The organism is Candidatus Binatia bacterium, from assembly GCA_029243485.1.
GTDB lineage: Bacteria > Desulfobacterota > Binatia > UBA12015 > UBA12015 > VGTG01.
In genome coordinates this window covers 219,727-246,298 of the sequence record JAQWRY010000075.1, presented here as the reverse complement: position 1 = coordinate 246,298, position 26,572 = coordinate 219,727, and the positions used below count along the sequence as shown (strand labels likewise).

Below are 26,572 nucleotides of genomic sequence, written 5' to 3'. Positions count from 1 at the left end.
TCAGTCCAGGGTGATGGCCGCGAGCCGGGCGGATTGCCCATCGGGAAGCGGGAGTACGAAGGCGCCGTCGATTTCCTTCGTGTGACTCAGCAATTCGGCCTGTGCGGCGCGCAGGAACCGGGCACGAAAGGCGCCGTCCTTCACGGAGCAGTAAAGGACGTCTTGCGCGGAGACCTCGAGCGAGCCGGCAGGCAGGGCTTCGGTCGTTCCGTCGTTCAGTTCGATCGAGAAGCCGTCCGTCGGGGATCCGTCGACCCGGTGGATGACGAAAGGCGTGTCGTCCACGACGATGCGAGCGCGCTCGTCGCCGATCACGAGCCACCATTCTCCGTCGTCGCCCCGGGTCACGTGTTGGGAGAACAGCCGGGCGATCCGGGGGTTTACGATGGGCTCATCGTCCGAGTACCAGTTGCCGTCGCGACCGAAGCGAATGGTGTTCGACTCGATCGCCCAGAATCCCGCTTGTGCCATTGGGATCGGTATCCCACCGGCGCCGGTGTGTCGCAAGGCAGGGCTCTCGGGTCGGGAGCTTCTGCTGATCTCGGCCGGGCGCGGGAGTGGGCCCCGCGCCCCGATCGCAGACGTCAACTCGGGTCTCGAGGGCGGGCCGGCGGGGTTGCGGGGGGACTGCTCTTTCGAGTTGGCGTCTGTTCCGATAGGCTCGGGTTCGAACTGATGGTTCCCGTTCTGCTTCAACTCGGGCCAGTCGCGCTCTACAGCTTCGGCGCGATGCTGGCCCTCGGTTTTCTTGCGGGCGGTGCCGTGGTCGGAAACCAACTCGAGGCCCGTGGCCTGGACCGTCGGCACGCATCGTCCATCGTTTGGTGGGCGGCGATCGGCGGGATCATAGGCTCGCGCATCCTGTCGCTGGCGAACGACTGGAGCCAGTTCCTCGACTCGCCCCTGGATTTCATCTTCAGCGGCGCGGGGTTCGTCTGGTACGGGGGGCTCATCGGCGGGGCCTTTTCCGTCACGGCCTACGTGCTTCTGCGGCGCCTTCCGTGGCTCGCGGTCGCGGACTCCGTGATGGTCGGACTGGTGCTGGGCCAGGCCATCGGCCGTGTCGGCTGCCAGCTCTCCGGCGACGGCGACTGGGGCCACGTTTCGGACCTGCCGTGGGCCATGGCGTACACGCGCGCGATCTTCGGATGGGACTACGCTCCGGGTGTCTTGGTGCAGCCGGCGCCGGTGTACGAGAGTCTCATGTACTCCGGGATCTTCCTGTGGCTCCTTCATCTATCGCGCGACACGAGTCGACAGGCGGACGGCACACCCTTTTTCGCGTATTTGCTGCTGACCGGAGTGGCGCGCTTCCTCGTCGAGTTCATCCGGATCGAGCCGCGTCTCTGGCTCGATCTGACCGAGGCGCAATGGATCGGGCTTGGGACCATCGCGACGGGAGCGATCGGTCTGTTGTGGGTGAGGCGGCCGGCGGCGCTGGCGCCCGCCGTCGCCGTGTTGCTGACCGTTTCGGTCTTGGGTTGTAGCGGTCCGAAGACCGCGCCCGAGTTCGTCGCCCAAGACTTGAAGGGCCAGGCGATGCGGCTCACGCAGCATCGAGGCAAGGTCGTGTTCCTCAATCTCTGGACCACGTGGTGCCCACCCTGTCGCGAGGAAATGCCGGCCATGCAGCGTCTCGCGAAGCGACTGGACGGGCAGGGCTTCGTCATGATCGCGGTGAGCGAGGATGACGATGCCAGCAAGGTCCAGGCGTTCGTGGACGAGATGAAGATCGAGTTCCCCGTGCTGATCGATCCCACGGGCTCGGTCGGTCGCGCGTACGGCATCACGGGCTATCCCGAGACGTTCATCATCGACCGCAAGGGCAAGCAGGTTGCCCGGTACATCGGGCCGAGGGATTGGACCGATCCCCAGATCGAGAAGGACCTCCGCACCCTGATCGACGAAGGTCGGTGGGTGCGCGGGCCCGACGGGAATTAGAAACCCGACCCAAGATCGGTCCCGGCGCCGGTCGGGTGCCCGAACCCTCGCTTGACCTAGCCCGGCGCGGCCGGTCGACTCGTACGACGCGCTGTCGGGATCGGGCTTGTGGGATTGATGAGGCCACGGAGGTTGCTCTGGTATGCGGTCGGGCGGTATGAGCCCGCACCTGGCTACCGATGGTTCGTTTCTTTCACGTGGCGCGTGCGTACGGAGCGAGGGAAGTTCTCGCTGACGTCACGCTCTCGCTCGGCGGGGAACCTGCGGTGATCGCGGGCCCGGCGGGCGCCGGCAAATCCGTTCTTTTGCGTTTAATGTGCGGTTTGGAAGCGCCGACGCGGGGATGGATCACGGTCGACGGGCTTCCGCTCGCTCCCACTGCGAGCGATGTGCTCGCCGCCCACCGGCGACGGTTGGCGATCGTTCCTCAGCACTCGCTGTTGATCGAGGATCGCAGTGTGATCCAGAACGTGGCTCTGGCGCTCGAGCTCCAGGAAGCGTTCCTTGGTGAGGTGCACGAGCGCGCCGGCGAGGCGTTGGCGCGGGTGGGCATCGCCGGTTTGGCCGATCGCTCCGCAGGCTCCCTCTCGGCGGGGGAGCGCCGGCTGGTCTGCCTGGCGCGGGCCCTCGCGCGAGACGACTCGAAGCTGCTGATCGCGGACGAGCCGGCCGCGGGCTTGGATCCGGTCGGCCGGCAGCGGGTCGGTCGGCTGCTCGCGGAACAGGCCGCGCAGGGTGCGACGGTGATTGTTGCCAGCCAGGAGCCCGGGTTGCTTGGTCTCGGCGAGCACCGCGTTCTGTTCCTCGAACAGGGACGAGTCGCCTGGGACTCCAGCGGCGCCGCCGCGTCGGAGGCCTCGTGAGGAGTCTCCATTGAACTTCGACGGACGCAGGTTGCCGCTTCGCCGCTTGCGCGGATCGCTCGGCTTGCTGTTCGCGGTCGCGTTCCTCGCCGCCGGCGCCATGAGCGTCGGCGCGATGTTGCTCGCCCGTGCGGAGAGTCTCGCGAAACGGATTCCGGAGGGAGCCCGATACTACGTCGTCGTGCGGGCTGCCGAGTCCGAAGCCGCGCGCGGCGACCTCGCGCTCGTGTCGGGTATTGAGATCCTCGCGGAACGGCGCGCCGGAGAGATCCTCGCGCAGACCGGGCCGCCGGAAACCGGGCCGGAGCACCTCGCGGTGTTCGAGGTACTGGTCCCTGTCGGCCGGTCCGGGTCGACGGATGGGCTCCTGGGCGCGGCGGCCGGGGTTGTTGACGTGATCGATCTGAACGCAGCGGACCGCGCCAAGCTCACTTCCACCAACGCCTTGCGTGAAGGCCTGGCCGGCGGCGGCCTCCTTCTTCTGGGCTGCGTCGTGTTTGTTTCCGCGGCGATCACGACGACGCAGGCCGCGGGACGAGAATGCCGTGACGAGATTGGCGTTCGCGTTCTCCTCGGTGCCGAGGCGGAAGGGCTATGGGGGCCGCTCGGACTCGTCGTTGGTGGTGTTGCCCTGGCGGGGGCTTTGCTGTCGTTCTCCGCGGCGGCGCTCCTCGTCCTCGCCGGTCCCGGCGAGGCAGCCTTTCCTGGATGGTGGATGCTTGCGGCGGTCGTCGCGCTTCTCGTCGGCACGTTGGGACTCGCGTTCGGCGCCGCCCGTCGCGTGGTCGCGGAGGCGGCTCGTGCGACGGTTCTGGCAGGGTTTGCCTGCCTGCTCGTCTTTGTGCCCGCGCCTCGAGCGACGGCGCTCGGACCGCCCGATCTGGAGGCGCGAACGCAGCAGCCAGGACCCGCGCGGGATGCGGTCCTCCTACGCGCGCTGTCGCGAGATCTCGCGGTCTGCCGCCGGACGCTGCACGTCGCGCGCAAGGGTCTGGCCACGACGGAGCTGCAGGCCGTCGTCGCCTCGGCGCACGACGACGAGGTTCTGCTCCGTATCGCCTCGGCGAAACGAGCGGAGGATCTAGTGGCGCTCGGTGGGGCAGAAGAGCGCTGCGCGGCGTTGGCGGAAGAACGGCTCCGCCTTCGCGAGGTGCTCCGTTCTACGCGGCTGTTGGGCCCCGCGATCGGCCCCCGTCAGGCTCCGGTCCAGGGCACGGTGGTCGTTCGGTACGGGCAGGCGGGTCGGAAACCCGGAACCGCAGGCTTTCGAAACGGCGTCGCGCTTCGCACGCGCCGAGGCGAGTCCGTCCGGGCGAGTGCCCCGGGACGGGTCGCATACTCCGGTCAGCTGCCGGGCTCCGGATCGGTCGTCGTGATCGACCACGGACGTCGAACCTACAGCGTCTACGCGAAGATCGGCCCGTCGCGCGTCCGCGTCGGCCAGGAAGTCGATGCGGGAGAGACGGTCGCCCGAGCGGGTACCGGTCTCTTGTACTTTTCGGTCCGCCATCGAGGACGCGCGGTGGATCCCCTCGACTGGGTCGCAGGCGCCCCGAAAAGCTAAGGCACAGCGCAAGAATTCCGGACGTCGCCTGCGGCCGACTTCGTGGCTTCCGGTAGGCAATGCCCTCGCTTACAGGTACAGTGGTGAAGATGAGGCAACCCGAAGTACGGCGACGAGGAAAGCGGGCAGGATGACCGGACGCGTACGAAAGTCGCGCCGTCGGGCGTGGCTCACAATGTTGGCGTTCGGCCTGATCATGGCAGTGCTGTTTTCTGGTGGCAGGGCGGTTCAGGGAGTTTCCGCCGTCGGCGGTGATGCCTACGACCGGCTGGAGACGTTCACCAGCATTCTGACGATCGTTCAGAAGAACTACGTCGAGGAAGTCGGCACCAAGGAGCTTCTCGAAGGCGCGGTGAACGGCATGCTCGGATCCCTGGATCCGCACAGCGCCTACCTCACGCCCGAGCTCTACAAGGAGCTCCAGGTCGACACGAAGGGCAGCTTCGGCGGCCTCGGCATCGAGATCACCAATCGAAGCGGCGTGCTGACCGTCGTCTCGCCGATCGAGGACACCCCGGCGTATCGCGCGGGTATCCAGCCCGGCGACCAGATCATCAAGATCGAGGGCGAGTTCACCAAAGACCTGGCCCTGATGGACGCCGTCAAGAAGATGCGCGGTCCGCCCGGCTCGAAGGTGAAGATCTCGGTCAAGCGCGAGGGCACCGCAGATCTCATCGACTTTACGATCACGCGCGAAGACATCCAGATCCAGAGCGTCAAATCGCGCGACCTCGGCGACGGGTACGGCTACGTTCGCATTACCCAGTTCCAGGAACGAACCGCGCAGAACGTCGACAACGCCCTCAGTGAGATCGCCGCCGCCAACGGCGGCGCGATCCTCGGCCTGGTCCTCGATCTTCGCAACGACCCCGGTGGCTTGCTGTCGCAGGCGGTGAAGGTGACGGACGAGTTCCTCGACTCGGGCATGATCGTCTACACCGACGGTCGCCTCGACAGTCAGAACCAGAAGTACTTCGCGCACAAGCAGGGTAGCTCCACCGACTTCCCGATGGTGGTTCTCGTGAACGGCGGAACGGCGAGCGCAGCCGAGATCGTTGCCGGAGCTCTGCAGGATCACAAGCGTGCTCTGGTGCTCGGCACCCAGACGTTCGGCAAGGGGTCGGTCCAGACCATCCTGCCGCTCGACGACTCGTCCGCGATCCGTCTCACGACCGCGCGCTACTACACGCCGGGCGGTCGCTCGATTCAGGCGACGGGAATCGTCCCGGACATCGAGATGGAGAACAACGTCCGCCTGGTTCGCCAAGATGGACGGCCCCTTCCGCAGGACTTCCTGCGCGAGGCGAATCTCCCGAAGCATCTCGAGAACGAGAACGGCTCGGACGACGATGATGACGAGGAGGGCGCGCAGCCCGAAAAGCAGGCCGCGGCGGCCCCCAGCGGGGTGCTCGGCGAGCTCGGCCAGGACCCACAGCTGGATCGGGCACTCGAGTTGTTGAAGAGCTGGCACGTTTTCAAGACTCTCGTGGCCAAGAAGTGAACCCGGGCGGCGGCGGGAGCCTCCGTTGAGCACGCAGCGCGGCCTGGACTTCGGTCCTCGAGCGAAACCCGCCGCATCCGCGCCGTCACCCGAGAGCGCGCCGGAGAAGGCTCGCCGCTCGATTCCGGTCCGCCGGTTCGTGCAGCAGTTGAAGACCGGCCTTCAAGAGGTGTTCCCGAACCGCTTCTGGCTCGAAGGCGAGGTGTCCGGCTACAAGGTCATCCGCAACGGCCACGCGTTCTTCTCGTTGAAGGAAGCGAAGGACACCGTCGAGGCGGTGATGTGGGCCGACCAGCGCGCGCGGCTCGCCTTCACACCGGAGGACGGGAGTCAGGTGCTCGCCCTCGTACGTCGGGTCGACTACTACGGCCCGTCGGGCCGTCTTCGGCTTCAGGTCGACGATCTCGAGCCCCACGGCGTCGGAGCGCTGCAGAAGGCGCTCGAGGAGCGGAAGGCTCGCCTTCTCAAAGAGGGCTTGTTCGAGGACGCGCGGAAGCTTCCACTGCCGGCCCTGCCGCGAGTCGTCGGCATCGTGACGGCTCCCAAGAGCGCCGCGCTGAAGGACATCCTCGAGATTCTCCAGCAGCGGTTCGCCGAGCGTCGGATGCTCGTGCGGCCGTGTCGCGTGCAAGGGCAGGGAGCGGCCGAAGACATCGCGGCGGCGCTCGACGATCTGAATCGCGACGGAACGGCGGACGTGATCATTCTCGGCCGTGGCGGTGGGTCGATGGAAGACCTCTGGTGCTTCAACGAGGAGGCGGTCGTCCGCGCGATCGCACGGTCGCGGATTCCCGTCATCGCCGGGGTCGGCCACGAGGTCGACACGACTCTGGCGGACTACGCGGCCGACCTCAGGGTGGCCACGCCGACGGCAGCGGCCCAACGCTGCCTGCCGGATCGGCGCGAGATCGAGGCGCGACTCGAGGAACACGATGGTCGGCTGCGGAACGCCGTCGCCAAGCGCGTCGAGCTTGCGCGTGCCCGCTTGCGGTTGTGTGATGCGGCGCTGGCCGACCCACGGTCGATCGTCTCCGAACGGCGACTGCGCCTCGAGGCGCTGGCGTCACGGTCGCGGCAGGCTCTGGTGAGTCTGACGCCGGACCAGCGGGGGCGGCTGGATGGCTTCGCTGCCCGCGCACGCCAAGCGCTCGTGGCGCTCACGCCGGCTCGGCGGATTCGGCTCGAACGGGCGATGGGGGGCCTCCGTGCGCGGCTGCCCCGCACCGATCTTCACATGGAGAACCTCGGACAGCTCGGCCCCCGCCTCGAGACGGCGATGCTGACGTCGCTGTCCAAGGCGCGGGCGGATCTTGGCGCGAGGGCGTCGCAGGTCAACGCGCTCTCGCCACTGGCGGTTCTCGGCCGTGGCTTTGCCGTGCCGCGCCGCGACGACGGGGCGATCGTGCGAGACGCGGCGAGCCTCACGTCGGGTGATGCGCTCCATCTGCGCTTCGCGAGGGGATCGGCCCGGACGCGGGTCGAGGAGGTGGAAGCCTTGTCGGATGCTATGGATTCCACCGCGGGACCCGCGGACGAAGAGGAGACTTGAGATGGCGTCGAAGGGCACGAAAGAGGAAGGGCCGGGCTTCGAGGAGGGTATGAAATCCCTCGAGGGCATCGTTGCTCGACTCGAGCAGGGCAACCTCCCTCTGGAGCAGTCGCTCGATGCCTTCGAGAAGGGGATCCACCTGCTGCGCGCGCTGCATGAGAAGCTCGGAGAGGTCGAGCGTCGTGTGGAGGTGCTCGTCCGGGACGCCGACGGCGTGCTGCGGACCCGCGAAGCGGACGACGCGGGCTCGTGACCGGTCCTCAGCTGGAGAAGTACCTCACGTCGCGCCGGCGCGAAATCGACGTGGAGCTCGGCCGCTGTGTCGCGCCTTCGGCGGGCCGTCCTCCGTCGCTCGTGCGAGCGATGCGCTACGCGGTGCTGGGGCCGGGGAAGCGGCTGCGACCGGTATTGGCGGTCGCGGCGGCCGAAGCCGTCTCGGGGGCTCGCGCGAGGAAGAAGGCACTTCGGCCCGGCTGCGCGATCGAGATGATCCACGCGTATTCGCTGGCACACGATGATCTCCCCGCGATGGACGACGACGACATGCGACGGGGTCGGCCGTCGGTTCATGCCAAGTTCGGAGAGGCCGCCGCAATTCTCGCAGGAGACGCACTTCTCACCGACGCGTTTGCCGTGGCGGCCGGGGCGCGGGCCTCTGATGCCCCCCAGGCTCTGGCCGTGGTCTCGGAGATCGCTGCCGCCGCTGGTTCGGCCGGCATGGTGGGCGGACAGGTGAAGGATATCGACAGCGAGGGCAAGCGGCGCGTCGGTCTCGCGGCCGTGCAGACCATCCACCGATTGAAGACCGGTGCGCTCCTGCGTGCGAGCGTCCGCGTGGGTGCGTTGGCCGCGGGAGCCGAGGCGAAGGACCTTCGCTCCCTGACGACGTTCGGAGAGGCCTTCGGGCTCGTGTTTCAGATCACCGACGACGTCCTCGATGAGGTCGGAGACTTCAAGACGCTGGGCAAGCCCGCAGGCGGCGACAAGGCTGCCGGGAAGGCGACGTATCCGGGTGTTCTTGGACTCGACGGCGCTCGGCGGGAGGCGCGCCGGGTTGCGCAAGAGGGGTACCGAGCGATCGAAGGGTTCGGCCGCCGGGGCGCCGCGCTCGAGAGCCTGCTTCGCCATGTCGTCGACCGAGCGGCTTGACGTTCTCGTAGCGGCGCGGGGGCTCGCCCCGAGTCGGGAGAGGGCGCGCGGCATGATCCTCGCGGGGCTCGTGTCCGTCGACGGAAAGGTCGTGACCCAGGCGGGCACGCGCGTCGCGGATGACGCGCCCGTCGAGGTGGCGGGGCCGGATCACGCCTTCGTGTCGCGCGGCGGGGTGAAGCTCGAAGGGGCCCTCGACGCGTTGGGTGTGAACGCGGCCGGTCGCATCTGCGTCGACGTTGGCGCGTCGACAGGAGGCTTTACCGACTGCTTGTTGCAGCGAGACGCGAGTCTGGTTCACGCCGTGGACGTCGGCTACGGCCAACTCGCTTGGAAGCTCCGGATCGACGAGCGCGTCCTCGTTCTCGAGCGGACGAACATGAGGAAGCTCGCCCCCCGAAGTCTGGACCCGGCGCCAACCCTCGCGGTGATCGATGCGTCGTTCATCTCGCTCCGTCTGCTCCTGCAGCCAACCGCGGAACAGCTCGATCCTCCGGCCGAGGTTGTGGCGCTCGTCAAACCGCAGTTTGAGGTCGGCAAGGGCAAGGTCGGCAAGGGCGGGGTCGTGCGGGATCCCGCGGCGCGCCAGATGGCTGTGGATCAGGTCGTCGCGGCGGCCTCCGAGCTTGGTTTTCGGCTCCTGGGTGTGGTGGATTCGGGTCTTCCCGGAGCCAAGAAAGGAAACGTCGAGGTCTTCGTTCACCTTGAAAGGTGAGGGGCCCGTCGCTAAATCGCCCCCGTGTCTTGGCTACGGACCGAACCCGCTGGAGTCGCCGACGAGCTTCAGAAGATCCACATCCAGCTGCGTGCCCTTCGCCTGCAGCTCGAGGATCAGGCCGATCGTGCCCCGTACACGTTCATCACCGAGCGGCTCCAGAAGCTCGGCGCGAACGAGGAGCGCAGCTCTCTTGCCGTGGCGGCGCGTCTGGCGGCTCTGGGCCGCCACGCAGACGAGACCGATGCGGACACACTGGTCGATGGCCGAAACTGCTGGGAGCGCCTAGTGCGGCTCCAGGACGGCTACCGTGACCTGATCCGGCAGCTGAAGCCTCTCTCGGTCCGGTGGGAAGACGAGCACCCCGAGGATGCCCAGCTCTTGGCCTCCGTCCGGGACACGGCTGTCGCGAGCCGGACCATCGTGGGCGATCTCGTGGCCCGCTCAGACCCGCACGCCCTCGACTGAGGCCCGCCCAGAGGGGGCTTTGTCTCCCGGGCGCCCATTCGTTACGCTGGGACTTCCAGGGCGTCGGCTCGTCGCCTGTCGATTCACGGGCCAGAGGAGTCGTTCATGGCCCGCGTTACCGTTGAGGATTGCCTGGAGAAGGTCCCGAGCCGTTTTGAGCTCGTGTTGTTGGGCGCTCGGAGGGCGAAACAGCTCCTCAAGGGCTCTCGGCCTCTCGTCGAGTCCGACAACAAGGAAGTCGTGACGGCGCTGCGCGAAGTCGCGGCAGAGAAGGTCAGCGTCGTGTACCCGCCGGAGGAGCCGTAGGCCCGTCGGTTTGACCCCCCGGCGGAAACCGATGAAGCGCCCGCCGCGCAAGGGAGCCGCTCGGCCCAAGAAGGAAGCCGCGCGCCCGGACGACGAACCCGTAGTCGTCGAGGCGGAGCCCGTGGATGGCCTCGAGCTGAGGGAGCCGTCCGCCGACCCGGTCATCCTGGAAGCGGAGATCGTTGACCCGGTGGGAGACGATGCCGAGCGGGTCGGTCGCGCCTCCGGTGCGGAGGCCGCGGAATCCACAGGAGACGACGACGGCGCTGACGGTGATCCGAAGGTTGCCTCCGCCGACGTAAGCGAGGACCGGTACGGCTCGCTCGTTCCCGCCGATGCTCTGCAGCGCTATCTGGCGGAGATTCGCCGCCACCCGCTGCTGGATCCGGACGAAGAGCACGAGCTCGCCGTACGTTGGGTCGAGCACGGGGACCGTGAGGCCGCGGCTGAACTCGTGACCGCGAACCTGCGCCTGGTGGTGATGATGGCGCGAAAGTATCAGAAGGCGTTCAAGAACCTTCTCGATCTCGTTCAAGAAGGGAACATCGGGTTGCTCGAGGCGGTGAAGAAGTTCGACCCGTACCGAGGCGTTCGCTTCCCGTCATACGCCGTCTACTGGATCCGTGCGTACATCATCCGATACGTCATGAACAATTGGCGTGTCGTGAAGCTCGGAACTACGCAGGCGCAGCGAAAGCTCTTCTTCAATCTGCAGCGCGAGAAAGAGAAGCTGGAGCGGGAAGGGTACACGCCGGATCCCGCACTGATCGCCGAGCGCCTGTCGGTGAAGCCGCAGGAGGTCATCGAGATGGAACAGCGCCTGTCGGGGCGCGACGTCTCGGTCGACGCGCCTGTGGGCGACGACGGTGACTCCTCGATGTTGGACTTTCTCCCCGACGGTTCGGCGCAGCCGGAGGAGGAATTCGGCGAAGGCGAGCTGCGCTCGATGATCCAGCAGCGGATCCGCGAGTTCGGTGACACGCTCGAGGACAAGGAACGGGTCATCTTCGACCAGCGGATGATCTCGGACGAGCCGAAGACCCTGCAGGAGCTGGGGGAGGTGTACGGCGTGAGCCGCGAGCGGATCCGCCAGATCGAAGAGCGGATCAAGCGTCGGCTGCGGGCCTACCTCGTCGAGCAGATCCCCGACATCGCCGACGTCGACGTGCGGATGCCGCTTTCCGACCGCCGGTCGTAGGGTGGTCGGGGCTCTCTAGTACCCCATCATGGACAGGAAATCCTGGAGCTTTCCGAAGCGCATGTATGGGTTCTTCCGTGACTCGTCGCCGATCGTCGACGTCATCTGGTCGCTGTAGTTGTGGCCCGGGTAAAGGATCGTCGCCTCGGGCAGGACCTTCAGCGTGCCGGTGAGGCTTCGCCAGAGATCCTCGGGGCTGCTGCCGGGAAGATCGACGCGCCCGCAGGAGCCGATAAAGAGCGTGTCGCCGGAAACCAGGTTGCCGTCGACGAGGAAGCACTGCGAGCCCGGGGTGTGTCCCGGGGTGTGCAGGAACTTGATCTGGATGTCCCCGACGTTGAAGTCGTCCCCGCCCTCGGTGAGGACAATGTCGGACGACGAGAGACCGGAGACCTTCTGGGCGTATGACCCCTCGGACTTGTGCATGTGGATCTTCACGGGGATCCGAGCAATGAGTTCGGCCGCGCCGGTGATATCCATGCCCATCATCGAGCCACCGAGGTGGTCGGGGTGGAAATGGGTCACGAGTCCCGCCGTGATCTTCATGTCGTCCTTCTCGGCGATGTCGACCAGGCCGTCGACATCCCAAGCGGCGTCGATGAGGACGGCCTCGCGCTTCTCCCTATCGCCGACGAGGTAGGCGTAGTTCTGCATCGGGCCGACTTCGACCTGCTTCAGGTACAGACGGGATTCGGCGCTCATCGGCGGGATTCCTTCTTTCGCTTGGCGGGAGCCTTCTTGCGCATCGCGGGCGTCTTCTTCGCCGGGCTCTTCTTCTTCTTCTTCGCGACGGCCTTCTTTCCGGTGCTTTTCTTCTTGGCGACAGCCTTCTTCTTCGTCTTCTGCGGTGCCTCGCGCATCGGAGGTCCGAGGCGCACACCACGCTCCCAGAGGTATTCGGGCGACCCGGTGTGCAGCGCGATCCAGCGCGCCTGTACGAACAGGAGGTCGGACAGGCGGTTCAGGTAGCGCAGAGGGCCGTTCTCGATGTTCTCTTCGGAGGTAAGGCGGAGCACGTCTCGCTCCGCGCGGCGGCAGACGGTGCGCGCCTGGTGCAGGAACGCGGACACGCGGCCTCCGCCCGGTAGGATGAACGAGGGCAGGGGGTCGAGATCTTCCTGGCAGCGGTCGATCGCCCCCTCGAGCGCACGGATCTCGCCGTCGCCGACCAGCATCATGCCGGGGTAGGTTTCGCCCGGCGGCGTGGCGAGCTCGCTTCCGAGGTCGAAGAGCTCGTTCTGAAGTCGCTTTAGAATCTCGTCGAGCTCCTGGGCCGCTTTGCGGGCCCGGCGACTCGGCGCAGGCCGTGCCTGCAGCGCCTCCTCGTTGAACGTGCGGGCGAGCCCGAGGACGCTGTTCAGTTCGTCGACGGTTCCGTAGGCCTCGACGCGCGTGGAGTCCTTGCGAACGGCCGCGCCGCCGACGAGACGGGTCTGTCCCTTGTCGCCCGTGCGCGTGTAAACGCGATTGATTCGGATGGCCATGATGAGGGCAGCCTCAGCGACCGCAGCGCTCGCGTACGATCTCGATCAGCCGCGCCGGCTCGACCGGCTTCTTGAAGAGAACTCCTTCGAGTCCCTCCAGCTTCGATCGTTTGATCACGTGATCGCGGTCGTAAAAGAAGGCGGTCATCAGGATGACCGGCGTTTCTGGGTAGCGTTCCTGGATGAACATGAAGAGATCGTACCCGTCGACGTCGGGCATGACGACGTCGCTCAAGACGAGGTCGAACGTGCGCTCCAGCAAGATGTCGCGGGCGACGCTGCCGGACGTCGCCGTCGTCACGTCGCACTCCTGTGCGCGAAGAAGATCGCCTACGGAGTGACACACGGCGAGGTCGTCATCGACGACGAGGATCCGCAATCCGGCGAGCTGTGATCCTTGTTCGACGTTGGAGGCCGCCGGGGCTTGCGCGCCCTCCGCGGTGCCGGGATCTTCCCACGAGAGATCCGCCATTCGAGTGCCCGGCAGGTACTCACGGGTGCCGTACCGCCGCTGTCCGGCCATTGCGCCGAGTTGGTTCACGATCGTCTGGATCTTGCCCACCGAGTTTTCGATCGAGTCGATGCGCTCGAGCTCGACGTCGCAATCGCTGTCGCCGGCGAGTTGGCGGATCTCCCCACCCAGAAGCGTCAAGTTGTTGAGGATTGCGCTGAGTGGGTTGTTGATCTCGTGCGCGACGCTGATGGCGATCTCTTCGAGCGTTGCGAGCTGATCTTGTCGGTGGATCTCCCGGAGGTCCTTCGCGAAGCCGATCGACCCCGAGGCGTTCCCCTCCGAGTCGTAGATTAAGGCACCGGAGATCGCGACGGCGATCTTCTCGCCCTCGCTCGTGACGAACGTCGTCTGGAAGTTCTGCACCTTGCCCGCAGAGTCGACCTCTGGGTCGCGCATGGCCGTCATCACGGAGCGGGCTTCGTCGGTCGAGGGGTAGATGAATTCCACCGGGCGACCCATGACATCGGCGGCTTTGTAGCCGAGCGCGGTATGGGCGCCGTCATTGAAGAAGGCGATGCGTCCGTGCCGATCGACCGCGACGATGATATCGGGAGAGTCTTCGAGCAAGCGCTCGAAGTAAATGGGCGGTAGAGCGGACATGGCCCCGGGGAACAGAGTGTATGCTAAGAGCGTGGATGGAGAGGGTCAAGCTGAACTCGCGGGGGACCCGACTCCTTGCCGTGCTTCTCGTTCTCGCCGGGTGCTATTGGAGCCGCTATCCGGAGTTGATGGAGACCCACCTGGTCCTCCTCGATGAGTTCTCGGGGAAGCTGGTCTACCTGGCCAAGAACGACGGTGGAGTGCCGATGGCCGATTGGAACGAGTTCGTCTATCCGCTCGAGCGGGCACAGGACTTCGCCCGAATCGCCGCGCAGCGCTTCCCGGACCGCACCTCGCTGGCCGAGTTCCGCGTGGCGCTGGAGCGCTATGCGGTCCTGGTGGATGATCCGACGATGTTCGGCCGCGCGGGTGTGGTGGAGGAACTGGAAGGACGCCGTAGTGCCCTCGAGAAGGCGATTGCGGCGACGCGGATCGAGCTTCAGCGCGAGGCCGATTCCTAGCTCCGGGCGCCCTCCCCGTGTGCGAGACGGCTTCATGCGCCGGGGGGCAGGAGGGTAACGCGCTTCGTGTCCTGGGACGTCGCCAGAATCTGGGACACCGTCTGGCTCAGAACGGGGTGGTTGTGCTGGGGCGCGACCTCGGCCAGCGGCAGGAGCACGAATCGGCGCTCGGCCAGACGGGGGTGCGGGATCTTCAGATTCCGGGAATTCACGATTTCCTGGTCGAAGAAGAGAATGTCGAGATCGATGATGCGCGACCCCCATTTCTTTCCCTTGACCCGCTTTCGGCCCATCGCCTCTTCGATCACCTTGAGCTGCTTCAGGAAATCGGTGGCCTTGAACTCGGTCTCGATCTCCAGGGCGGCGTTGACGAACCACGTCTTCGCGTCGCCGTGAGGCTCGCTTTCGTAGAAAGACGAAAGACGCACGATTCGTGTGTCTGGAAGCGCCAACAGCTTGTCGATCGCTTCGTTGATATTCGCCGTTCGGTCGCCGAGATTCGACCCGACGCCGACAAACCCGCGGTGCGGCATCCTAGGCGCTCCTCCCCAAACTCCTCATCGATACACAGTGGGATGCGGCGTCGTGTGCGACGGCTCCACCACCGAGTTACCGATGAATTTTATAGCGGATCGCGGGCGACCCGACAAGTGAATCGCCCCTGAGCCCCCGGGGCGGGGCCGCCCGCCCTACGAGGCCGCGAAAAGCACGTCCCGGATCGAGTAGGAGCCGGCCGGCCGGCCGGCGATCCAGGCCGCGGCGCGCAGGGCGCCGGATGCGAAGGCTTCGCGGCTCTGAGCCCGGTGGGTGAGTTCGAGCCGCTCCCCCGTGCCGTAGAAGTAGACCGTGTGGTCCCCCACGACGTCTCCGCCGCGCAGCGCCATGATGCCGATCTCTTCGTCGGGGCGCTCGCCGACGATGCCCGAGCGGCCGTGCGTGGCCCACTTCTCGAGGTCGGCGTCGCGTCCCCGCGCGGCCGCTTCGGCGAGGGTCAGGGCGGTCCCGGAGGGGGCGTCCTTCTTCTTGCGGTGGTGGGTCTCGACGAGCTCGATGTCGAAGGCGGAGCCGAGCCGCCGTGCCACGTCTTCAACCACTTGCGTCAGGACCGTCACACCGACGCTCATGTTGGAGGCTTGCAGGAGGGCGATCCGCTTGGTGAGCCCCTCTATGTCGCTCAGTTGCTCGGGGCTGAACCCGGTCGTGCCCAGGACGACGGCACAGCCGCGCTCGGCGGCGAGCCGCATGTGGTCGAGCGAGGCCTCGGGGAGTGTGAACTCGATCACGACGTCGGCGGCCTCCAGGGCCGCCGCGGCGTCATCCGTGACCGCGACACCGCTCGGGTTGGTTCCGGCAAGTGTTCCCACGTCTTCGCCGACCACGGGGTGGCCCGCGACCTCGAAGGCACTGACCACGGACAGGTCGGGGTGGGCGGTCGCAAGGTTGAGCAGCATACGGCCCATGCGGCCGCCGGCTCCGGCGATCGAGACGCGAACGCCCGTCGTCGTGCTCATACCCCAGCTCCATTCGTCGGGAGTCCGAAGTCCTTCATCGCCGCCGTCAGCTTCTCTCGTGCGCCGTCGGTGAGCGGGCGCAGCGGCAGCCGAACGGAGTTCTCACAGCCCCCGAGCATGGCGACGGCGGCCTTGATCGGGATGGGGTTCGACTCGAGGAAGCAGGCACGGATCAGCGGAAGGATCCGGTAGTGGATCCTCCGAGCGTCGTCCCAGCGCCCGGCGAGGGCGGCGGACGTAAGGTCCGCGATCTCCTTCGGAATCACGTTCGCCATGGCCGAGATCGAACCGGTCGCCCCCATTGCGATGAGCGGAAGGGAGAGGGAGTCGTCCCCGGACAACACCGCCATCTTGTCTCCGCACGCGGCGATGGTGTCCATGACGCTGTCGAGGGAGCCGGTCGAGTCTTTTACCGCGACCAGGTTTTCCACCTCGGCGAGGCGGGCGAGCGTCGGAACCTCGATCGTCGAGGCCGTACGGCCCGGGATGTTGTAGACGATGAGCGGCAGCGACGTGGATTCGGCGACAGCGCGGTAGTGGTCGATGATACCTTCCTGCGTCGGCTTCACGTAGTACGGCGAGATCAGCAGGGCCCCGTTGGCTCCGGCGGCTTCCGCCTCCTTCGTGAGGCTGATGGCTTCGGCCGTGGCGTTCGAGCCGGTGCCCGCGATGACGGGGACGCGGCCGGCGGTGTGCTTCACCACGGTTTCGATGACCGCACCGTGCTCTTCGTGGTCGAGCGTCGCCGATTCGCCAGTCGAGCCGCACGGGACGAGCCCGCTCTGCCCGGCGGCGATTTGTCGATCGACCAGCGCCTTCAGCGCCTCGTGATCCACCTTGCCGTCGCGAAAGGGTGTGACGAGGGCCACGAAGGACCCGGTGAAAGGACAGTTGGAATTGGTCATACGTCGATCTCCCCCGAGAATACCTCGGCCGCCGGGCCGGTCATGTAGACATGTCCGTCGGACTCTCGCCACTCGATCTGTAGGTTGCCGCCGAGGAGCTCGATCTCGACGTCTCTCGTTCCCCGGTCGGTGAGTACGCCCGCCACGGCAACAGCGCACGCGCCGGTTCCACAGGCCGCGGTCTCTCCCGAGCCCCGTTCCCAGACCCGCATGCGCAGACGGGCGCTCGGTGCCGGGGCGAGAAGCTCGACGAACTCGATGTTCACGCCCCGCGGGAAAAGAGCGTCGCGTTCGACCACGGGGCCGAAGGTCGTCACCGGCGCGTCCTCGGTGGAGTCCACGAAGGTGACGACGTGCGGGTTGCCCATCGAAACCGCCGTGAGGTTCACCTGGCGCCCGTCGATCTCTATCGGCGAGTCGATCACCTGGCCGTCGGCCTTCATCGGGAGGGTGGCCGGGTCGAGGCCGGGCTCTCCCATGTCCACCGTGACCTCGTAGACCCGTCCGTCCCGCACCCGGAGGGTCAATTCTTTCACACCTGCATCCGTCTCTACCCGCAGGGTCTTGCGTGGCGCGATCCCGTGGTCGTAGGCGTACTTGCCCACACAGCGGATGCCGTTCCCGCACATCTCGCCCCGGCTCCCGTCGGCATTGTACATCTCCATTCGGCAGTCGGCGACGTCCGAAGGGGCGATCAGGATCAGGCCATCCGAGCCGATGGCGGTGTTGCGCGGGGAGACCTGCCGCGCGACCGCAGGGGGGTCCTCGACGGTCGTCTGGAAGGCATCGACGTAGACGTAGTCGTTGCCTATCCCGTGCATCTTGGTGAAGGGGAGGCGCATCGCGCTGTTCCTACCATTCCCCACCCGCCTACGTCATCCAAGCTCCACGATCGTCCAAGGTGGGTGCCGAGCCCTTGAACCGCATCCGGGCCGGCCGCTAGGAAGGCGGTATGGCTGATCACCCGCTCCAGGATCCCGCCTTTCTTCGCCGACTGGCCGACGAGATCGGTACTCCGTTCCTTTTCTGCGATGCCGACGTACTCCGCGCGCGCATCGGTGTGGTGAAGGACCTGACGTCGGCGCCCGGGCTCAACTCGCGATACGCGATGAAGGCGTCCTCGGCGCATCTGATCCTGAAGGAGATGCTGGGTAGCGGAATCTGGATCGACGCCGTCTCGGGGAACGAGATCCTGCGGGCGAAGCGGGCCGGATTTGCGATGGGAGCGGAGCCGCCGGTCGCGATGCTGACCGCCGATGTGTTTCGGGACAATGCGATCGAGGTCATCAAGCAAGAGAAGGTGCTGCCGAACATCGGATCGATTGGCCAGCTCGCCACGCTCGCGGGGGCGGGGTACCGCGGGCCCGTCGGTCTGCGGGTGAACCCGGGGTTCGGGCACGGTCACGTTCAGGCATGTGACACCGGTGGCCCGAGTTCCAAGCACGGCATCTGGATCGACGACCTCCCCGGGGCGATCGAAGCGGCGGCTGCGCACCACCTGCCGGTGACCTTGCTGCACGCGCACGTCGGTAGCGGGCCGCAGCAAGATGAGTTCAATGCGAACGTCGGACGGCTCGCGTTTCTGTTCGGAAATGTCCTCCCGAATCTCCCCGACTGCGGTGCGGTGAGCTTCGGCGGCGGTCTGCCGCATTCCTACCAGGATCCCGACCTCGTGCCTGACCTCGCTCCCCTCGCGCGAACTCTGCGCGATGCGCAGGCCTCTTTCAGTGAAAGCGCAAGTCGCCAGATCCGCGTGGAGATCGAGCCGGGCCGCTTCTTCGTCGCGCCGTCGACCACGCTGGTGTCGCGCGTCACGGGCCGCAAGAGCACGCAGACCAACGAGAAGGGTTCCGGACAAGACTTCGTGATGGTCGATGCCGGCTTCGTGGATCTCGTGCGGCCCGCGATGTACGGCTCGTTCCACCGGATGACCGTCGTCGGCGATTCCCTTGGTCCCGTTCAGCCGTGGGCGGTGGCGGGTCCGCTGTGCGAGTCCGGTGACGTCTTCACACGGGACGACAACGAGCTGATCCAGCCCCGGGATCTTCCGACGCCCGAGCCCGGTGACTTCCTGCTCGTCCATGACGCCGGTGCCTACGGTGCGGCCATGTCCTCGAACTACAATTCGCTGGGGCGCGCACCGCAGGTGTGGTGGGACGATGGCCGCGCGGTGCTGATGTCGCGGCGAGAGACTCTCGAGGACATTCTGGCTGCCGAGTGCGAAGTGCCGCTCTCGACTACGGCGTGACGGCCAGAGGGATCTCGCGCTTGATGGGCTCGCTGTCGGCGGGCGCGCTTCGGTAGCCGTCGAGCGTCACCGCGACGACGCGATAGGTGCAGGTTTGGCCGGGCTGAGGATCGAAGTCGACCAGCGTGATCTGGCTCTGCTTCTGGAGGCGGCCGTGGTCGACGACCGGAATGTTGGCGACCGGAATCGGGCCCGGCGCGTGCGCGCACGATCTCGAGATCTCGAAGTTGCCGAGGTCGTCTAGCGCAACACCGTCGCGATACTCGCGCGGTCGGCGGAACGTCACCGCGATTCCGTCTGCGACGTTCCGCACTTGAACGGGCTGCGGTTCGAGCGGGATCGCGAGCTGGGGCAGGCGAGGTGGGCCCATCTTTCCACAGCCGATCCCGGCGACGGCCGCGAGAGTCGCCGCGAGCGCCGCGGCGATTACGGCGCCGCTTCTCATCGGCGTTTCCGCGCGCGCTTCGGGCGGCGACCGGCGACGGAGGTTTCCAACTCCCCGATCCGTCGTTCGACATTGCTTCGAGCGGTGCCGCCGACCAGGCTTCGTCGTGCGAGCGCCGTCTCGATCCGGAGCCGCTTCCGCGCGTCGTCGCCGAAGTCCGGCGAGAACGTCTGGAGTTCGGCCGTCGTGAGGGTGGACAGATCGCGGTCGTTCTCGACGCAGAATCCGACGATTCGCCCCACCACCGAGTGGCCTTCGCGGAAGGGGAGTCCGCGCTCGACGAGGTAGTCGGCAAGCTCCGTCGCGAGGGCCAAACCACCGGCCGCCTCCCGCATTCGCGCCTTCTGGACCCGCAGCTTCGGGAGCATCTTGGCGAGGACTGCGAGGCAGGCTCGGGTCGTACGCGCCGCGTCGAAGAGCGGAGGTTTGTCCTCTTGAAGGTCGCGGTTGTACGCCAGCGGCAGGCCTTTCAGCGTCGTCAGGATCGTGACGAGGGAGCCGTACACTCTCCCGGTCCGGCCCCGGACGAGTTCGGCCACGTCCGGATTCTTCTTCTGTGGCATCATCGAACTGCCGGTCGCGAACGCGTCGGGCAGTTTGAGGAACCCGAACTCGTCGCTCGACCAGAGCACGATCTCCTCGCTCAACCGGGAGAGGTGCATCGCGATGAGGGAGGCTGCGGACAAGAACTCGACGATGAAGTCGCGGTCGGACACGGCATCGAGAGAGTTCTCGGTGACGGAATCGAACGCGAGTTCACGGGCGACGGCTCGTCTGTTGAGTCTAAACCCGGCTCCGGACAATGCTCCTGCGCCCAGCGGAAGCACGTTCACGCGTTTGCGTGTGTCCGCGAGACGGTCGCAGTCGCGCTCGAGCATCTCGGCGTATGCGAGCCAGTGGTGGGACAGGAGCACCGGCTGGGCGCGCTGCAGGTGTGTGTAGCCGGGTACGACGACGTCGAGGTCGTTCTGCGCACGTTGCAGGAGGGATCCCTGGAGTGCGGCGATGTCTACAATCGTGGCGTCGATCTGGTCCCGCAGCCACAGGCGTACGTCCGTCGCTACCTGATCGTTGCGGCTTCGGCCGGTGTGGACCTTGCCGCCGACCGGGCCGACGAGTTCCGTGAGCCTCCGTTCGACGGCCATGTGCACGTCTTCGTCCGATGGGTGCGCGCGGAACTTTCCGTCGCGGATCTCCTTGCCGACCCGACCGAGTCCGCGCACGATCTTCCCGGTCTCGCTCGAGGTGAGGAGTCCGGCGCGCTCGAGGCCGTGGACATGAGCCACCGAGCCCCGAATGTCCTGGTCGGCCATCTCGAGGTCGATGGCGAGTGAGTTCGTGAAGGTTTCGACGAGGGGGTCCGTCGGCTCCTGGAAGCGACCGTCCCAGGCCTTGGCGACCTTTGATGCCTTCTTCCTCTTCCCGGGGACCTTTTTCGAGCCGGGCATCGGCTCAGCCCTGGTACTTAGCGCGCATGCGCAGCCGGAGACCGGTGAGCGAGATGAATCCCGTCGCGTCCGATTGCTGATAACCGCCGGCTTCATCGAAGCTGGCGATGTCGGCGTCGTACAGCGAGCGAGCGGCCTTTCTGCCGACGATCGACACGTTGCCGCGGTACAGCTTCATTCGCGCGGTGCCGGTGACTGGCTTCTGGCTCTCATCGACGAGTGCCTGGAGCATTTCGCGTTCCGGTGCGAACCAGAAGCCGTTGTAGACCATGTCCGCGTAGCGGGGCACGAGCGAGTCGCGGAGGTGCATGGCTTCGCGATCGAGCGTGAGTGATTCCACGGCCTGGTGCGCCAGGTAGAGGATGGTGCCTCCCGGAGTCTCGTAGACGCCGCGGGACTTCATCCCGACGTAGCGGTTCTCGACGATGTCGATGCGGCCGACACCGTGCTTTCCGCCGAGCTCGTTCAACTTGGCGAGGAGGGCGGCGGGGGAAAGGCGTTCGCCGTTGACGGCGACGGCATCTCCCGCCTCGTAGTCGATCTCGACGTACTCGGGTTCGGCAGGAGCCTCCTGCGGAGACTTTGTCATGACGAACATGTCGTCGTAGGGCTCCCGCCACGGGTCCTCGAGGATGCCGCCCTCGAAGCTCATATGGAGGAGGTTTCGATCGCACGAGTAGGGCTTCTCGCGACTCACCGGAATCGAGATGTCATTCTGTTCGGCGTACTGAATGAGGTCCTCGCGGCCCACGAAGTCCCACTCGCGCCAGGGCACGATGATCGTGAGTTCGGGCGCGAGCGCGGCAAACGTCAGTTCGAAGCGAACCTGATCATTGCCCTTGCCGGTCGCGCCGTGGGCTACCGCGTCGGCTCCGTGCTCGCGCGCGATCTCCGCCTGCCGCTTTGCAATGAGCGGCCGCGCGATCGACGTGCCGAGAAGGTAGCCGGCCTCGTACGTAGCGTTGGCACGCAAGACGGGAAAGACGTAGTCCCGTACGAATTCCTCTCGCAGGTCCTCGATGATGCAGGCGCATGCGCCGGCGGCCTCGGCCTTGCCGCGAACCGGATCCAACTCTTCGCCCTGCCCGACGTCGGCGCAATAGGCCACGACCTCGGCATCATACTCCTTGCGGAGCCATCCGAGGATGACCGACGTATCGAGCCCGCCGGAGTATGCCAGAACGATCTTCTGGACCTTTGATTTCATCGGTACTCCCGTATCTCAGGCCGACGGCGCGGCGAGCCGCACCATCACGGCCTTCTGTGCATGCAGACGATTCTCGGCCTGCTCGAGGACCACTGATTGCGGACCATCGACGACTTCGCCCGTGATCTCCTCGCCGCGGTGGGCGGGGAGGCAGTGCATGACGAGTGCATTCTTCTTGGCTTTGGCAAGAAGGGCGGCGTTCACCTGATAGCCCTCGAAGGCCGCCCGACGCGCTTGGGATTCGGCTTCCTGACCCATGCTCGTCCACACGTCCGTGTAGAGCGCATCGGCGCCTTCGGCCGCCGCGGCCGGGTCGTGGAGAATCTCGATCTCGGCGGTCGCGGTCTCGCGCGCTTTCGCGAGCAGTGTGGCGTCAGGTTCGTACCCCTTCGGGCACGCAAGGCGGAAGTGGATGCCGAGTCGCGAAGCGGCGTGGATCCACGAGTTCACCACGTTGTTGCCATCGCCGATGAACGCGACGGTGAGGCCCTCGAGCTTGTCTCGGTGCTCGAGCAACGTCTGGCAGTCGGCGAGGACCTGGCAGGGATGCAGGAGGTCGGACAGTCCGTTGATCACCGGGATGGTCGCGTTCTCTGCGAGTTCGAGCATCGCCTGATGCGAGAACGTTCGCGCCATGATCAGATCGACCCAACGCGAGAGGTTGCGCGCGATGTCGGGAACGGTCTCTCGCGCGCCCAACTGGATGTCGCCGGGAGCGAGATACACGGACGCACCGCCGAGTTGCTTGATCCCGGTCTCGAACGTGACGCGCGTGCGCAGGCTCGGCTTCTCGAAGATCATGGCGAGAGTCTTGCCCAGGAGAGGACGGTCGCCCTTGCCGGCGCGGAGGTCGGCTTTCAGGCGTGCGGCGTCGTCGAGGATGGCCTCGAGTTCGGCCCGCGTGTGTGTGGCGATGGAGAGAAAGTCTCGTTTCATGACGCGATTGCTCGTTTCAGGAGATCGAGTCCTTCGTCGATCTCGTTGTCGGTTACGACCAGAGGAGGCGCGATACGCAGAACGCCGCTGCCGGTCACGTTGAGGAGAAGACCGAGGTCGAGTGCGCGGCCGGCGATGGCGGCGGCTCTTGCCGGTGTCGAGATCGGAATCCCTATCAGCAAGCCCTGGCCACGAACCTCGCCGAATTCGTCGTGCTCGGATGCGATGGTGCGAAGGCCCGCCCACAGGCGCTCTTGCGCAGCGCGGGCACGTGGGAGCGTGGCGCCGTCCGTGAGGACGTCCAGAGTCGCAATGGCCGCGGCGTTCGTCACGCAGTTTCCGCCGAACGTGGAGCCGTGCGAGCCGAGATCGAGTGCGCCCGCGGCCCGAGAGCCGGCGACCATGGCGCCGACCGGGAGGCCGTTGCCGAGGGACTTCGCGAGCGTCATGACGTCGGGCACGGAGTCGGCCTGCTCGTAGGCGTACAGGGTTCCGGTGCGGCCGCAGCCAGTCTGGATTTCGTCGAACATCAGGAGCAGGTCGCGGCGGTCGCAGATCTCGCGCAGGGCTGCGAGATAGCCCGGCGGGGGTGTGATCACGCCGCCTTCGCCCTGCACGGGCTCGACGAGAATCGCGACGGTATCCGGCCCGATCGCAGCTTCGGTTGCTGCCGCATCGCCGAATTCGACGTAGCGGAACCCGGGCAGGCCCGGCTCGAACCCGCGCCGCACCTTTTCCTGTCCGGTTGCGGCGATGGTGGCCATCGTACGGCCGTGGAACGATCCGAGGGCCGTGAGGATTTCGTACCGCCCGCCGCTCGCGTGGCCGTACCGACGCGCGGCCTTGATGGCGGCTTCGTTGGCCTCCGCGCCGCTGTTGCACAGGAAGACCCGTTCGCCGAACGACGTCGCCACGAGCTTCTCGGCGAGACGCGACTGCGGTTCGCTGTGATGCAGGTTCGAAAGGTGTACGAGCTTCGCCGCTTGCTCACGAATGGCCTCGGTGACGGCGGGGTGGCAGTGGCCGAGATTCGTGCACAGGATGCTCGAGAAGAAATCGAGGACGCGCCGACCATCGACATCCCACAGTTCCGTACCGGCGCCGCGCACGAACGCGATCTCGGCGCGGGCGTACGTGGACGCGAGGTGCTTCAGGTTCCGGTCGACGATCTGGGAGGTCGCGTCTGTGGCACTCATGCGCCCGGCCCCTTGCGGCCCTGCGCGCGAGGCGTCGTGCCGTCGCGATGCACTTCGGTCCCGACGCCGTCGTCGGTGAACAGCTCGAGAAGGGGCGCGTGTCTCACGCGGCCGTCGATGATGTGAACCATCCGGACGCCGCCGCCCAGGGCCGCGAGACAACACTCGACCTTCGGGATCATTCCACCGGCGACCACGCCATCGTCGATGAGTCGTCGCGCGTCCGAAATGGAAAGGGACGAGAGCAGCTTTCCGTCGCCGTCCTGGATCCCCTGAATGTCGGTCAGCAAGAGGAGCTTCTCCGCATCGAGTGCCTCGGCGAGTTTGCCCGCGACGGTATCGGCGTTGATGTTGAGCGTCTCGCCATCCGGTCCCGAGCCGACGGGTGCGATCACGGGGATGAAGTCCTGGGCTTGAAGCGCTCGAATGACGCCCACGTCGACGCCCGTGACGCGCCCGACCTGGCCGAGCTCTTCGTCTCGTCGCTGTGCTCGAATGAGACCGCCGTCCTTGCCGGAGAGGCCTGCCGCGCGCCCGCCCGCCTGGTCGATGCCGGTCACGATCTCGCCGTTGATCTCACCGGCCAGAACCATCTCCACTACTCGCATGGTCGCCGCGTCCGTGACCCGCTGACCCCGAACGAAAGACGATTTGATCTGGAGCGAACCGAGCATCTTGTTGATCTGAGGTCCGCCGCCATGGACGACGACCGGGAGCATTCCCACGAACTTCAGCAGTACGATGTCGCGGGCGAACGCCCGCTTCAGGTCGTCGTCGATCATGGCGTTGCCGCCATACTTGACTACGACCGTCTTGCCGGCGAACCGGCGAATGTACGGCAGCGCCTCGAGGAGGATCTCGGCGTGCTGGATCCGACTCGCCTGGTCCACGGGACGCGATTACGCAAAGCGGTACCGGAACGCAACTCTGCAGGCGGCGATTTGCCCGGTTTTGACCGTCTTTTCGCGGCTCGTGGAAACTTCGGGGCGCGATCGTCGGTCGCTCAGAGGATGAAGCGAGAGAGGTCTTCGCTGCTCAGGATCGGCTCGAGCTCAGTGCGAACGTTCTCTGCGGTGATCACGCACTCCTGTCCGCGGCGGTCGGGGGCATCGAACATGAGGCTGTCGAGGAGTCGTTCCAAGACCGTGTGGAGACGGCGGGCACCGATGTTCTCGTTCCGCTCGTTTACCTCGGCCGCGATCCGAGCGATCTCCTGGATGGAGTCGTCGTCGAACTTGAGTGTCACGCCTTCGGTCTGAAGCAGGGCTTCGTATTGCTTGATCAGAGCATTCTGCGGCTCGGTGAGGATTCGGACGAAGTCCTCGCGGGTCAGCGCCTCGAGTTCGACTCGGATCGGGAAGCGGCCCTGGAACTCGGGGATCAGGTCCGAGGGCTTGGAGACGTGGAAGGCACCGGACGCGATGAACAGCACGTGATCGGTCCGCACAGGGCCGTGCTTCGTGTTGATCGTCGACCCCTCGACGATCGGAAGCAGGTCTCGCTGGACGCCTTCGCGCGAGACGTCGACGTTTCCGCCCTGAGCGCGGCCGGCGATCTTGTCGATCTCGTCGATGAAGACGATCCCCGACGTTTCCACGCGGCGCACGGCCTCGCGGGTGACCTTGTCCATCTCGACGAGACGCATGGACTCCTCGGCGGTGAGAAGCTCGAGCGCCTCGGGGATCTTCACCTTTCGCTTCGACGTCTTCTTGGGCATCAGGTTCGAGAACATCTCTTTGATGTTCACGCCCATCTCCTCCATGCCCTGCGGCGCGAGGAACTCGACGGAGGGAGCCTGATCGGGGATTTCGATTTCGATCTCGCGCTCGTCGAGCTCTCCGTCGCGCAGCTTGCGTCGGATCTTGTCGCGCGTACCGCTGTGGTCTTCGGAGGGCGGGGTTCCGTCCGGTGGGGTCGTGCGCAGCAGGAGGCCGTCGAGCACGCGCTCCTCGGCGGCTTCGCGCGCGCGGACCTGGACCTTCTCGCGCTCTTCCGCACGGACCATGCCGATCGCGCCTTCGACGAGGTCGCGCACGATGGATTCGACGTCACGCCCGACGTAGCCGACCTCGGTGAACTTCGAGGCTTCGACCTTCACGAACGGCGCTTGTGCGAGGCGGGCGAGTCGCCGGGAGATCTCGGTCTTGCCGACACCAGTCGGGCCGATGAGGATGATGTTCTTCGGGGTGATCTCGTCACGCATGTCGCCGGCCACCTGCTGGCGGCGCCAGCGGTTCCGAAGGGCGATTGCGACGGAGCGCTTGGCGGCACGCTGGCCGACGATGAAGCGATCGAGTTCGGAGACGACCTCGCGTGGGGTCATCGGGCTCGCGCTCGATCCGCCGTCGTTGTCGAGGGTGGTT

General features: G+C 66.3%; 28 protein-coding genes. 13 read left to right on the top strand and 15 right to left on the bottom strand.

The window, feature by feature from the left end; translation table 11 throughout:
- Complete coding sequence (locus P8R42_22830; protein MDG2307433.1) at positions 1-471, bottom strand: DUF1285 domain-containing protein; 471 nt, start codon at positions 469-471, stop codon at positions 1-3.
- Between the two features lie 204 nt (positions 472-675).
- Here P8R42_22830 and P8R42_22825 point away from each other — a divergent pair, with 204 nt between their 5' ends.
- The 11 genes from P8R42_22825 (at position 676) to P8R42_22775 (ending at position 11,254) form a co-directional block, all read left to right on the top strand.
- Entirely contained in the window at positions 676-1,941 is a 1,266-nt protein-coding gene (locus P8R42_22825) for a prolipoprotein diacylglyceryl transferase (protein MDG2307432.1), read from the top strand.
- Between the two features lie 179 nt (positions 1,942-2,120).
- Positions 2,121-2,804: an ATP-binding cassette domain-containing protein gene (locus P8R42_22820; protein ID MDG2307431.1), complete on the top strand. Its 684-nt coding sequence runs from the start codon at positions 2,121-2,123 to the stop codon at positions 2,802-2,804.
- A gap of 10 nt (positions 2,805-2,814) precedes the next feature.
- Positions 2,815-4,368, top strand: a complete 1,554-nt coding sequence (locus tag P8R42_22815; GenBank protein MDG2307430.1) for a peptidoglycan DD-metalloendopeptidase family protein — start codon at positions 2,815-2,817, stop codon at positions 4,366-4,368.
- Between the two features lie 130 nt (positions 4,369-4,498).
- Entirely contained in the window at positions 4,499-5,869 is a 1,371-nt protein-coding gene (locus P8R42_22810) for a S41 family peptidase (protein MDG2307429.1), read from the top strand.
- 25 nt (positions 5,870-5,894) lie between these two features.
- Positions 5,895-7,418, top strand: a complete 1,524-nt coding sequence (xseA, locus tag P8R42_22805) for an exodeoxyribonuclease VII large subunit (protein MDG2307428.1) — start codon at positions 5,895-5,897, stop codon at positions 7,416-7,418.
- A 1-nt stretch (position 7,419) separates the two neighbouring features.
- Positions 7,420-7,671: an exodeoxyribonuclease VII small subunit gene (gene xseB / locus P8R42_22800; protein MDG2307427.1), complete on the top strand. Its 252-nt coding sequence runs from the start codon at positions 7,420-7,422 to the stop codon at positions 7,669-7,671.
- The gene (locus P8R42_22795) at positions 7,668-8,567 is read left to right on the top strand and encodes a polyprenyl synthetase family protein (protein MDG2307426.1); all 900 of its coding nucleotides are present in this window, start codon (positions 7,668-7,670) and stop codon (positions 8,565-8,567) included. The genes xseB and P8R42_22795 overlap by 4 nt, the downstream gene beginning before the upstream one ends.
- Positions 8,545-9,282 (top strand): TlyA family RNA methyltransferase, encoded by a 738-nt coding sequence (locus tag P8R42_22790; GenBank protein MDG2307425.1) that lies wholly within the window; start codon positions 8,545-8,547, stop codon positions 9,280-9,282. Before P8R42_22795 ends, P8R42_22790 begins: the two co-directional genes overlap by 23 nt.
- A gap of 24 nt (positions 9,283-9,306) precedes the next feature.
- A complete protein-coding gene (locus tag P8R42_22785) occupies positions 9,307-9,750 on the top strand; it encodes a hypothetical protein (GenBank protein MDG2307424.1) in 444 nt (147 codons plus the stop codon).
- Positions 9,751-9,855: 105 nt separating this feature from the next.
- Positions 9,856-10,056, top strand: a complete 201-nt coding sequence (gene rpoZ, locus P8R42_22780; protein ID MDG2307423.1) for a DNA-directed RNA polymerase subunit omega — start codon at positions 9,856-9,858, stop codon at positions 10,054-10,056.
- Positions 10,057-10,087: 31 nt separating this feature from the next.
- Positions 10,088-11,254, top strand: coding sequence for an RNA polymerase factor sigma-32 (locus tag P8R42_22775; GenBank protein ID MDG2307422.1), 1,167 nt, complete (start codon positions 10,088-10,090; stop codon positions 11,252-11,254).
- A gap of 15 nt (positions 11,255-11,269) precedes the next feature.
- Here the strand turns inward: P8R42_22775 and P8R42_22770 are convergent, their stop codons facing one another.
- The 3 genes from P8R42_22770 to P8R42_22760 are packed head-to-tail and all read right to left on the bottom strand — an operon-like array spanning position 11,270 to position 13,852.
- A complete protein-coding gene (locus tag P8R42_22770; protein ID MDG2307421.1) occupies positions 11,270-11,956 on the bottom strand; it encodes an MBL fold metallo-hydrolase in 687 nt (228 codons plus the stop codon).
- The gene (locus P8R42_22765; GenBank protein MDG2307420.1) at positions 11,953-12,738 is read right to left on the bottom strand and encodes a cob(I)yrinic acid a,c-diamide adenosyltransferase; all 786 of its coding nucleotides are present in this window, start codon (positions 12,736-12,738) and stop codon (positions 11,953-11,955) included. The genes P8R42_22770 and P8R42_22765 overlap by 4 nt, the downstream gene beginning before the upstream one ends.
- Before the next feature lie 13 nt (positions 12,739-12,751).
- On the bottom strand, positions 12,752-13,852 hold the full coding sequence (locus P8R42_22760; GenBank protein ID MDG2307419.1) for a response regulator: 1,101 nt from the start codon (positions 13,850-13,852) through the stop codon (positions 12,752-12,754).
- Positions 13,853-13,887: 35 nt separating this feature from the next.
- Here P8R42_22760 and P8R42_22755 point away from each other — a divergent pair, with 35 nt between their 5' ends.
- Positions 13,888-14,313 (top strand): hypothetical protein, encoded by a 426-nt coding sequence (locus P8R42_22755; protein MDG2307418.1) that lies wholly within the window; start codon positions 13,888-13,890, stop codon positions 14,311-14,313.
- A gap of 32 nt (positions 14,314-14,345) precedes the next feature.
- Here the strand turns inward: P8R42_22755 and folK are convergent, their stop codons facing one another.
- From folK to dapF, 4 genes are all read right to left on the bottom strand, one after another.
- The gene (folK, locus tag P8R42_22750; protein MDG2307417.1) at positions 14,346-14,846 is read right to left on the bottom strand and encodes a 2-amino-4-hydroxy-6-hydroxymethyldihydropteridine diphosphokinase; all 501 of its coding nucleotides are present in this window, start codon (positions 14,844-14,846) and stop codon (positions 14,346-14,348) included.
- A 156-nt stretch (positions 14,847-15,002) separates the two neighbouring features.
- Positions 15,003-15,824, bottom strand: a complete 822-nt coding sequence (gene dapB, locus P8R42_22745) for a 4-hydroxy-tetrahydrodipicolinate reductase (protein ID MDG2307416.1) — start codon at positions 15,822-15,824, stop codon at positions 15,003-15,005.
- A complete protein-coding gene (dapA, locus tag P8R42_22740) occupies positions 15,821-16,729 on the bottom strand; it encodes a 4-hydroxy-tetrahydrodipicolinate synthase (GenBank protein MDG2307415.1) in 909 nt (302 codons plus the stop codon). The genes dapB and dapA overlap by 4 nt, the downstream gene beginning before the upstream one ends.
- Positions 16,726-17,571 carry a diaminopimelate epimerase gene (gene dapF / locus P8R42_22735; GenBank protein ID MDG2307414.1) on the bottom strand — a complete coding sequence of 282 codons (846 nt, stop codon included), beginning with the start codon at positions 17,569-17,571 and terminating at the stop codon, positions 16,726-16,728. The genes dapA and dapF overlap by 4 nt, the downstream gene beginning before the upstream one ends.
- 110 nt (positions 17,572-17,681) lie before the next feature.
- Here dapF and P8R42_22730 point away from each other — a divergent pair, with 110 nt between their 5' ends.
- Positions 17,682-18,977, top strand: coding sequence for a diaminopimelate decarboxylase (locus tag P8R42_22730; protein MDG2307413.1), 1,296 nt, complete (start codon positions 17,682-17,684; stop codon positions 18,975-18,977).
- Here P8R42_22730 and P8R42_22725 read toward each other — a convergent pair.
- The 7 genes from P8R42_22725 to hslU form a co-directional block, all read right to left on the bottom strand.
- A complete protein-coding gene (locus tag P8R42_22725; protein ID MDG2307412.1) occupies positions 18,967-19,422 on the bottom strand; it encodes a hypothetical protein in 456 nt (151 codons plus the stop codon). The two genes, P8R42_22730 and P8R42_22725, sit on opposite strands and share 11 nt — an antisense overlap.
- Positions 19,419-20,870, bottom strand: a complete 1,452-nt coding sequence (gene argH, locus P8R42_22720) for an argininosuccinate lyase (protein MDG2307411.1) — start codon at positions 20,868-20,870, stop codon at positions 19,419-19,421. Before argH ends, P8R42_22725 begins: the two co-directional genes overlap by 4 nt.
- Before the next feature lie 4 nt (positions 20,871-20,874).
- Entirely contained in the window at positions 20,875-22,077 is a 1,203-nt protein-coding gene (locus tag P8R42_22715; GenBank protein MDG2307410.1) for an argininosuccinate synthase, read from the bottom strand.
- A 15-nt stretch (positions 22,078-22,092) separates the two neighbouring features.
- Positions 22,093-23,013, bottom strand: coding sequence for an ornithine carbamoyltransferase (argF, locus tag P8R42_22710; GenBank protein ID MDG2307409.1), 921 nt, complete (start codon positions 23,011-23,013; stop codon positions 22,093-22,095).
- Positions 23,010-24,209, bottom strand: a complete 1,200-nt coding sequence (locus P8R42_22705; protein MDG2307408.1) for an aspartate aminotransferase family protein — start codon at positions 24,207-24,209, stop codon at positions 23,010-23,012. The genes argF and P8R42_22705 overlap by 4 nt, the downstream gene beginning before the upstream one ends.
- A complete protein-coding gene (gene argB / locus P8R42_22700) occupies positions 24,206-25,099 on the bottom strand; it encodes an acetylglutamate kinase (protein ID MDG2307407.1) in 894 nt (297 codons plus the stop codon). The genes P8R42_22705 and argB overlap by 4 nt, the downstream gene beginning before the upstream one ends.
- A 113-nt stretch (positions 25,100-25,212) precedes the next feature.
- Positions 25,213-26,532: an ATP-dependent protease ATPase subunit HslU gene (hslU, locus tag P8R42_22695; GenBank protein MDG2307406.1), complete on the bottom strand. Its 1,320-nt coding sequence runs from the start codon at positions 26,530-26,532 to the stop codon at positions 25,213-25,215.
- Positions 26,533-26,572 lie beyond the last annotated feature (40 nt).

Bases quoted from the DNA above. Each gene is read 5' to 3' on its own strand.
- P8R42_22830 (MDG2307433.1), bottom strand. From the start codon at position 471: ATGGCACAAGCGGGATTCTGGGCGATCGAGTCGAACACCATTCGCTTC.
- P8R42_22825 (MDG2307432.1), top strand. From the start codon at position 676: ATGGTTCCCGTTCTGCTTCAACTCGGGCCAGTCGCGCTCTACAGCTTC.
- P8R42_22820 (MDG2307431.1), top strand. From the start codon at position 2,121: ATGGTTCGTTTCTTTCACGTGGCGCGTGCGTACGGAGCGAGGGAAGTT.
- P8R42_22810 (MDG2307429.1), top strand. From the start codon at position 4,499: ATGACCGGACGCGTACGAAAGTCGCGCCGTCGGGCGTGGCTCACAATG.
- xseB (MDG2307427.1), top strand. From the start codon at position 7,420: ATGGCGTCGAAGGGCACGAAAGAGGAAGGGCCGGGCTTCGAGGAGGGT.
- P8R42_22790 (MDG2307425.1), top strand. From the start codon at position 8,545: ATGTCGTCGACCGAGCGGCTTGACGTTCTCGTAGCGGCGCGGGGGCTC.
- rpoZ (MDG2307423.1), top strand. From the start codon at position 9,856: ATGGCCCGCGTTACCGTTGAGGATTGCCTGGAGAAGGTCCCGAGCCGT.
- P8R42_22775 (MDG2307422.1), top strand. From the start codon at position 10,088: ATGAAGCGCCCGCCGCGCAAGGGAGCCGCTCGGCCCAAGAAGGAAGCC.
- P8R42_22770 (MDG2307421.1), bottom strand. From the start codon at position 11,956: ATGAGCGCCGAATCCCGTCTGTACCTGAAGCAGGTCGAAGTCGGCCCG.
- P8R42_22765 (MDG2307420.1), bottom strand. From the start codon at position 12,738: ATGGCCATCCGAATCAATCGCGTTTACACGCGCACGGGCGACAAGGGA.
- P8R42_22760 (MDG2307419.1), bottom strand. From the start codon at position 13,852: ATGTCCGCTCTACCGCCCATTTACTTCGAGCGCTTGCTCGAAGACTCT.
- P8R42_22755 (MDG2307418.1), top strand. From the start codon at position 13,888: ATGGAGAGGGTCAAGCTGAACTCGCGGGGGACCCGACTCCTTGCCGTG.
- folK (MDG2307417.1), bottom strand. From the start codon at position 14,846: ATGCCGCACCGCGGGTTTGTCGGCGTCGGGTCGAATCTCGGCGACCGA.
- dapB (MDG2307416.1), bottom strand. From the start codon at position 15,824: ATGAGCACGACGACGGGCGTTCGCGTCTCGATCGCCGGAGCCGGCGGC.
- dapA (MDG2307415.1), bottom strand. From the start codon at position 16,729: ATGACCAATTCCAACTGTCCTTTCACCGGGTCCTTCGTGGCCCTCGTC.
- dapF (MDG2307414.1), bottom strand. From the start codon at position 17,571: ATGCGCCTCCCCTTCACCAAGATGCACGGGATAGGCAACGACTACGTC.
- P8R42_22730 (MDG2307413.1), top strand. From the start codon at position 17,682: ATGGCTGATCACCCGCTCCAGGATCCCGCCTTTCTTCGCCGACTGGCC.
- P8R42_22725 (MDG2307412.1), bottom strand. From the start codon at position 19,422: ATGAGAAGCGGCGCCGTAATCGCCGCGGCGCTCGCGGCGACTCTCGCG.
- argH (MDG2307411.1), bottom strand. From the start codon at position 20,870: ATGCCCGGCTCGAAAAAGGTCCCCGGGAAGAGGAAGAAGGCATCAAAG.
- P8R42_22715 (MDG2307410.1), bottom strand. From the start codon at position 22,077: ATGAAATCAAAGGTCCAGAAGATCGTTCTGGCATACTCCGGCGGGCTC.
- argF (MDG2307409.1), bottom strand. From the start codon at position 23,013: ATGAAACGAGACTTTCTCTCCATCGCCACACACACGCGGGCCGAACTC.
- P8R42_22705 (MDG2307408.1), bottom strand. From the start codon at position 24,209: ATGAGTGCCACAGACGCGACCTCCCAGATCGTCGACCGGAACCTGAAG.
- hslU (MDG2307406.1), bottom strand. From the start codon at position 26,532: ATGACCCCACGCGAGGTCGTCTCCGAACTCGATCGCTTCATCGTCGGC.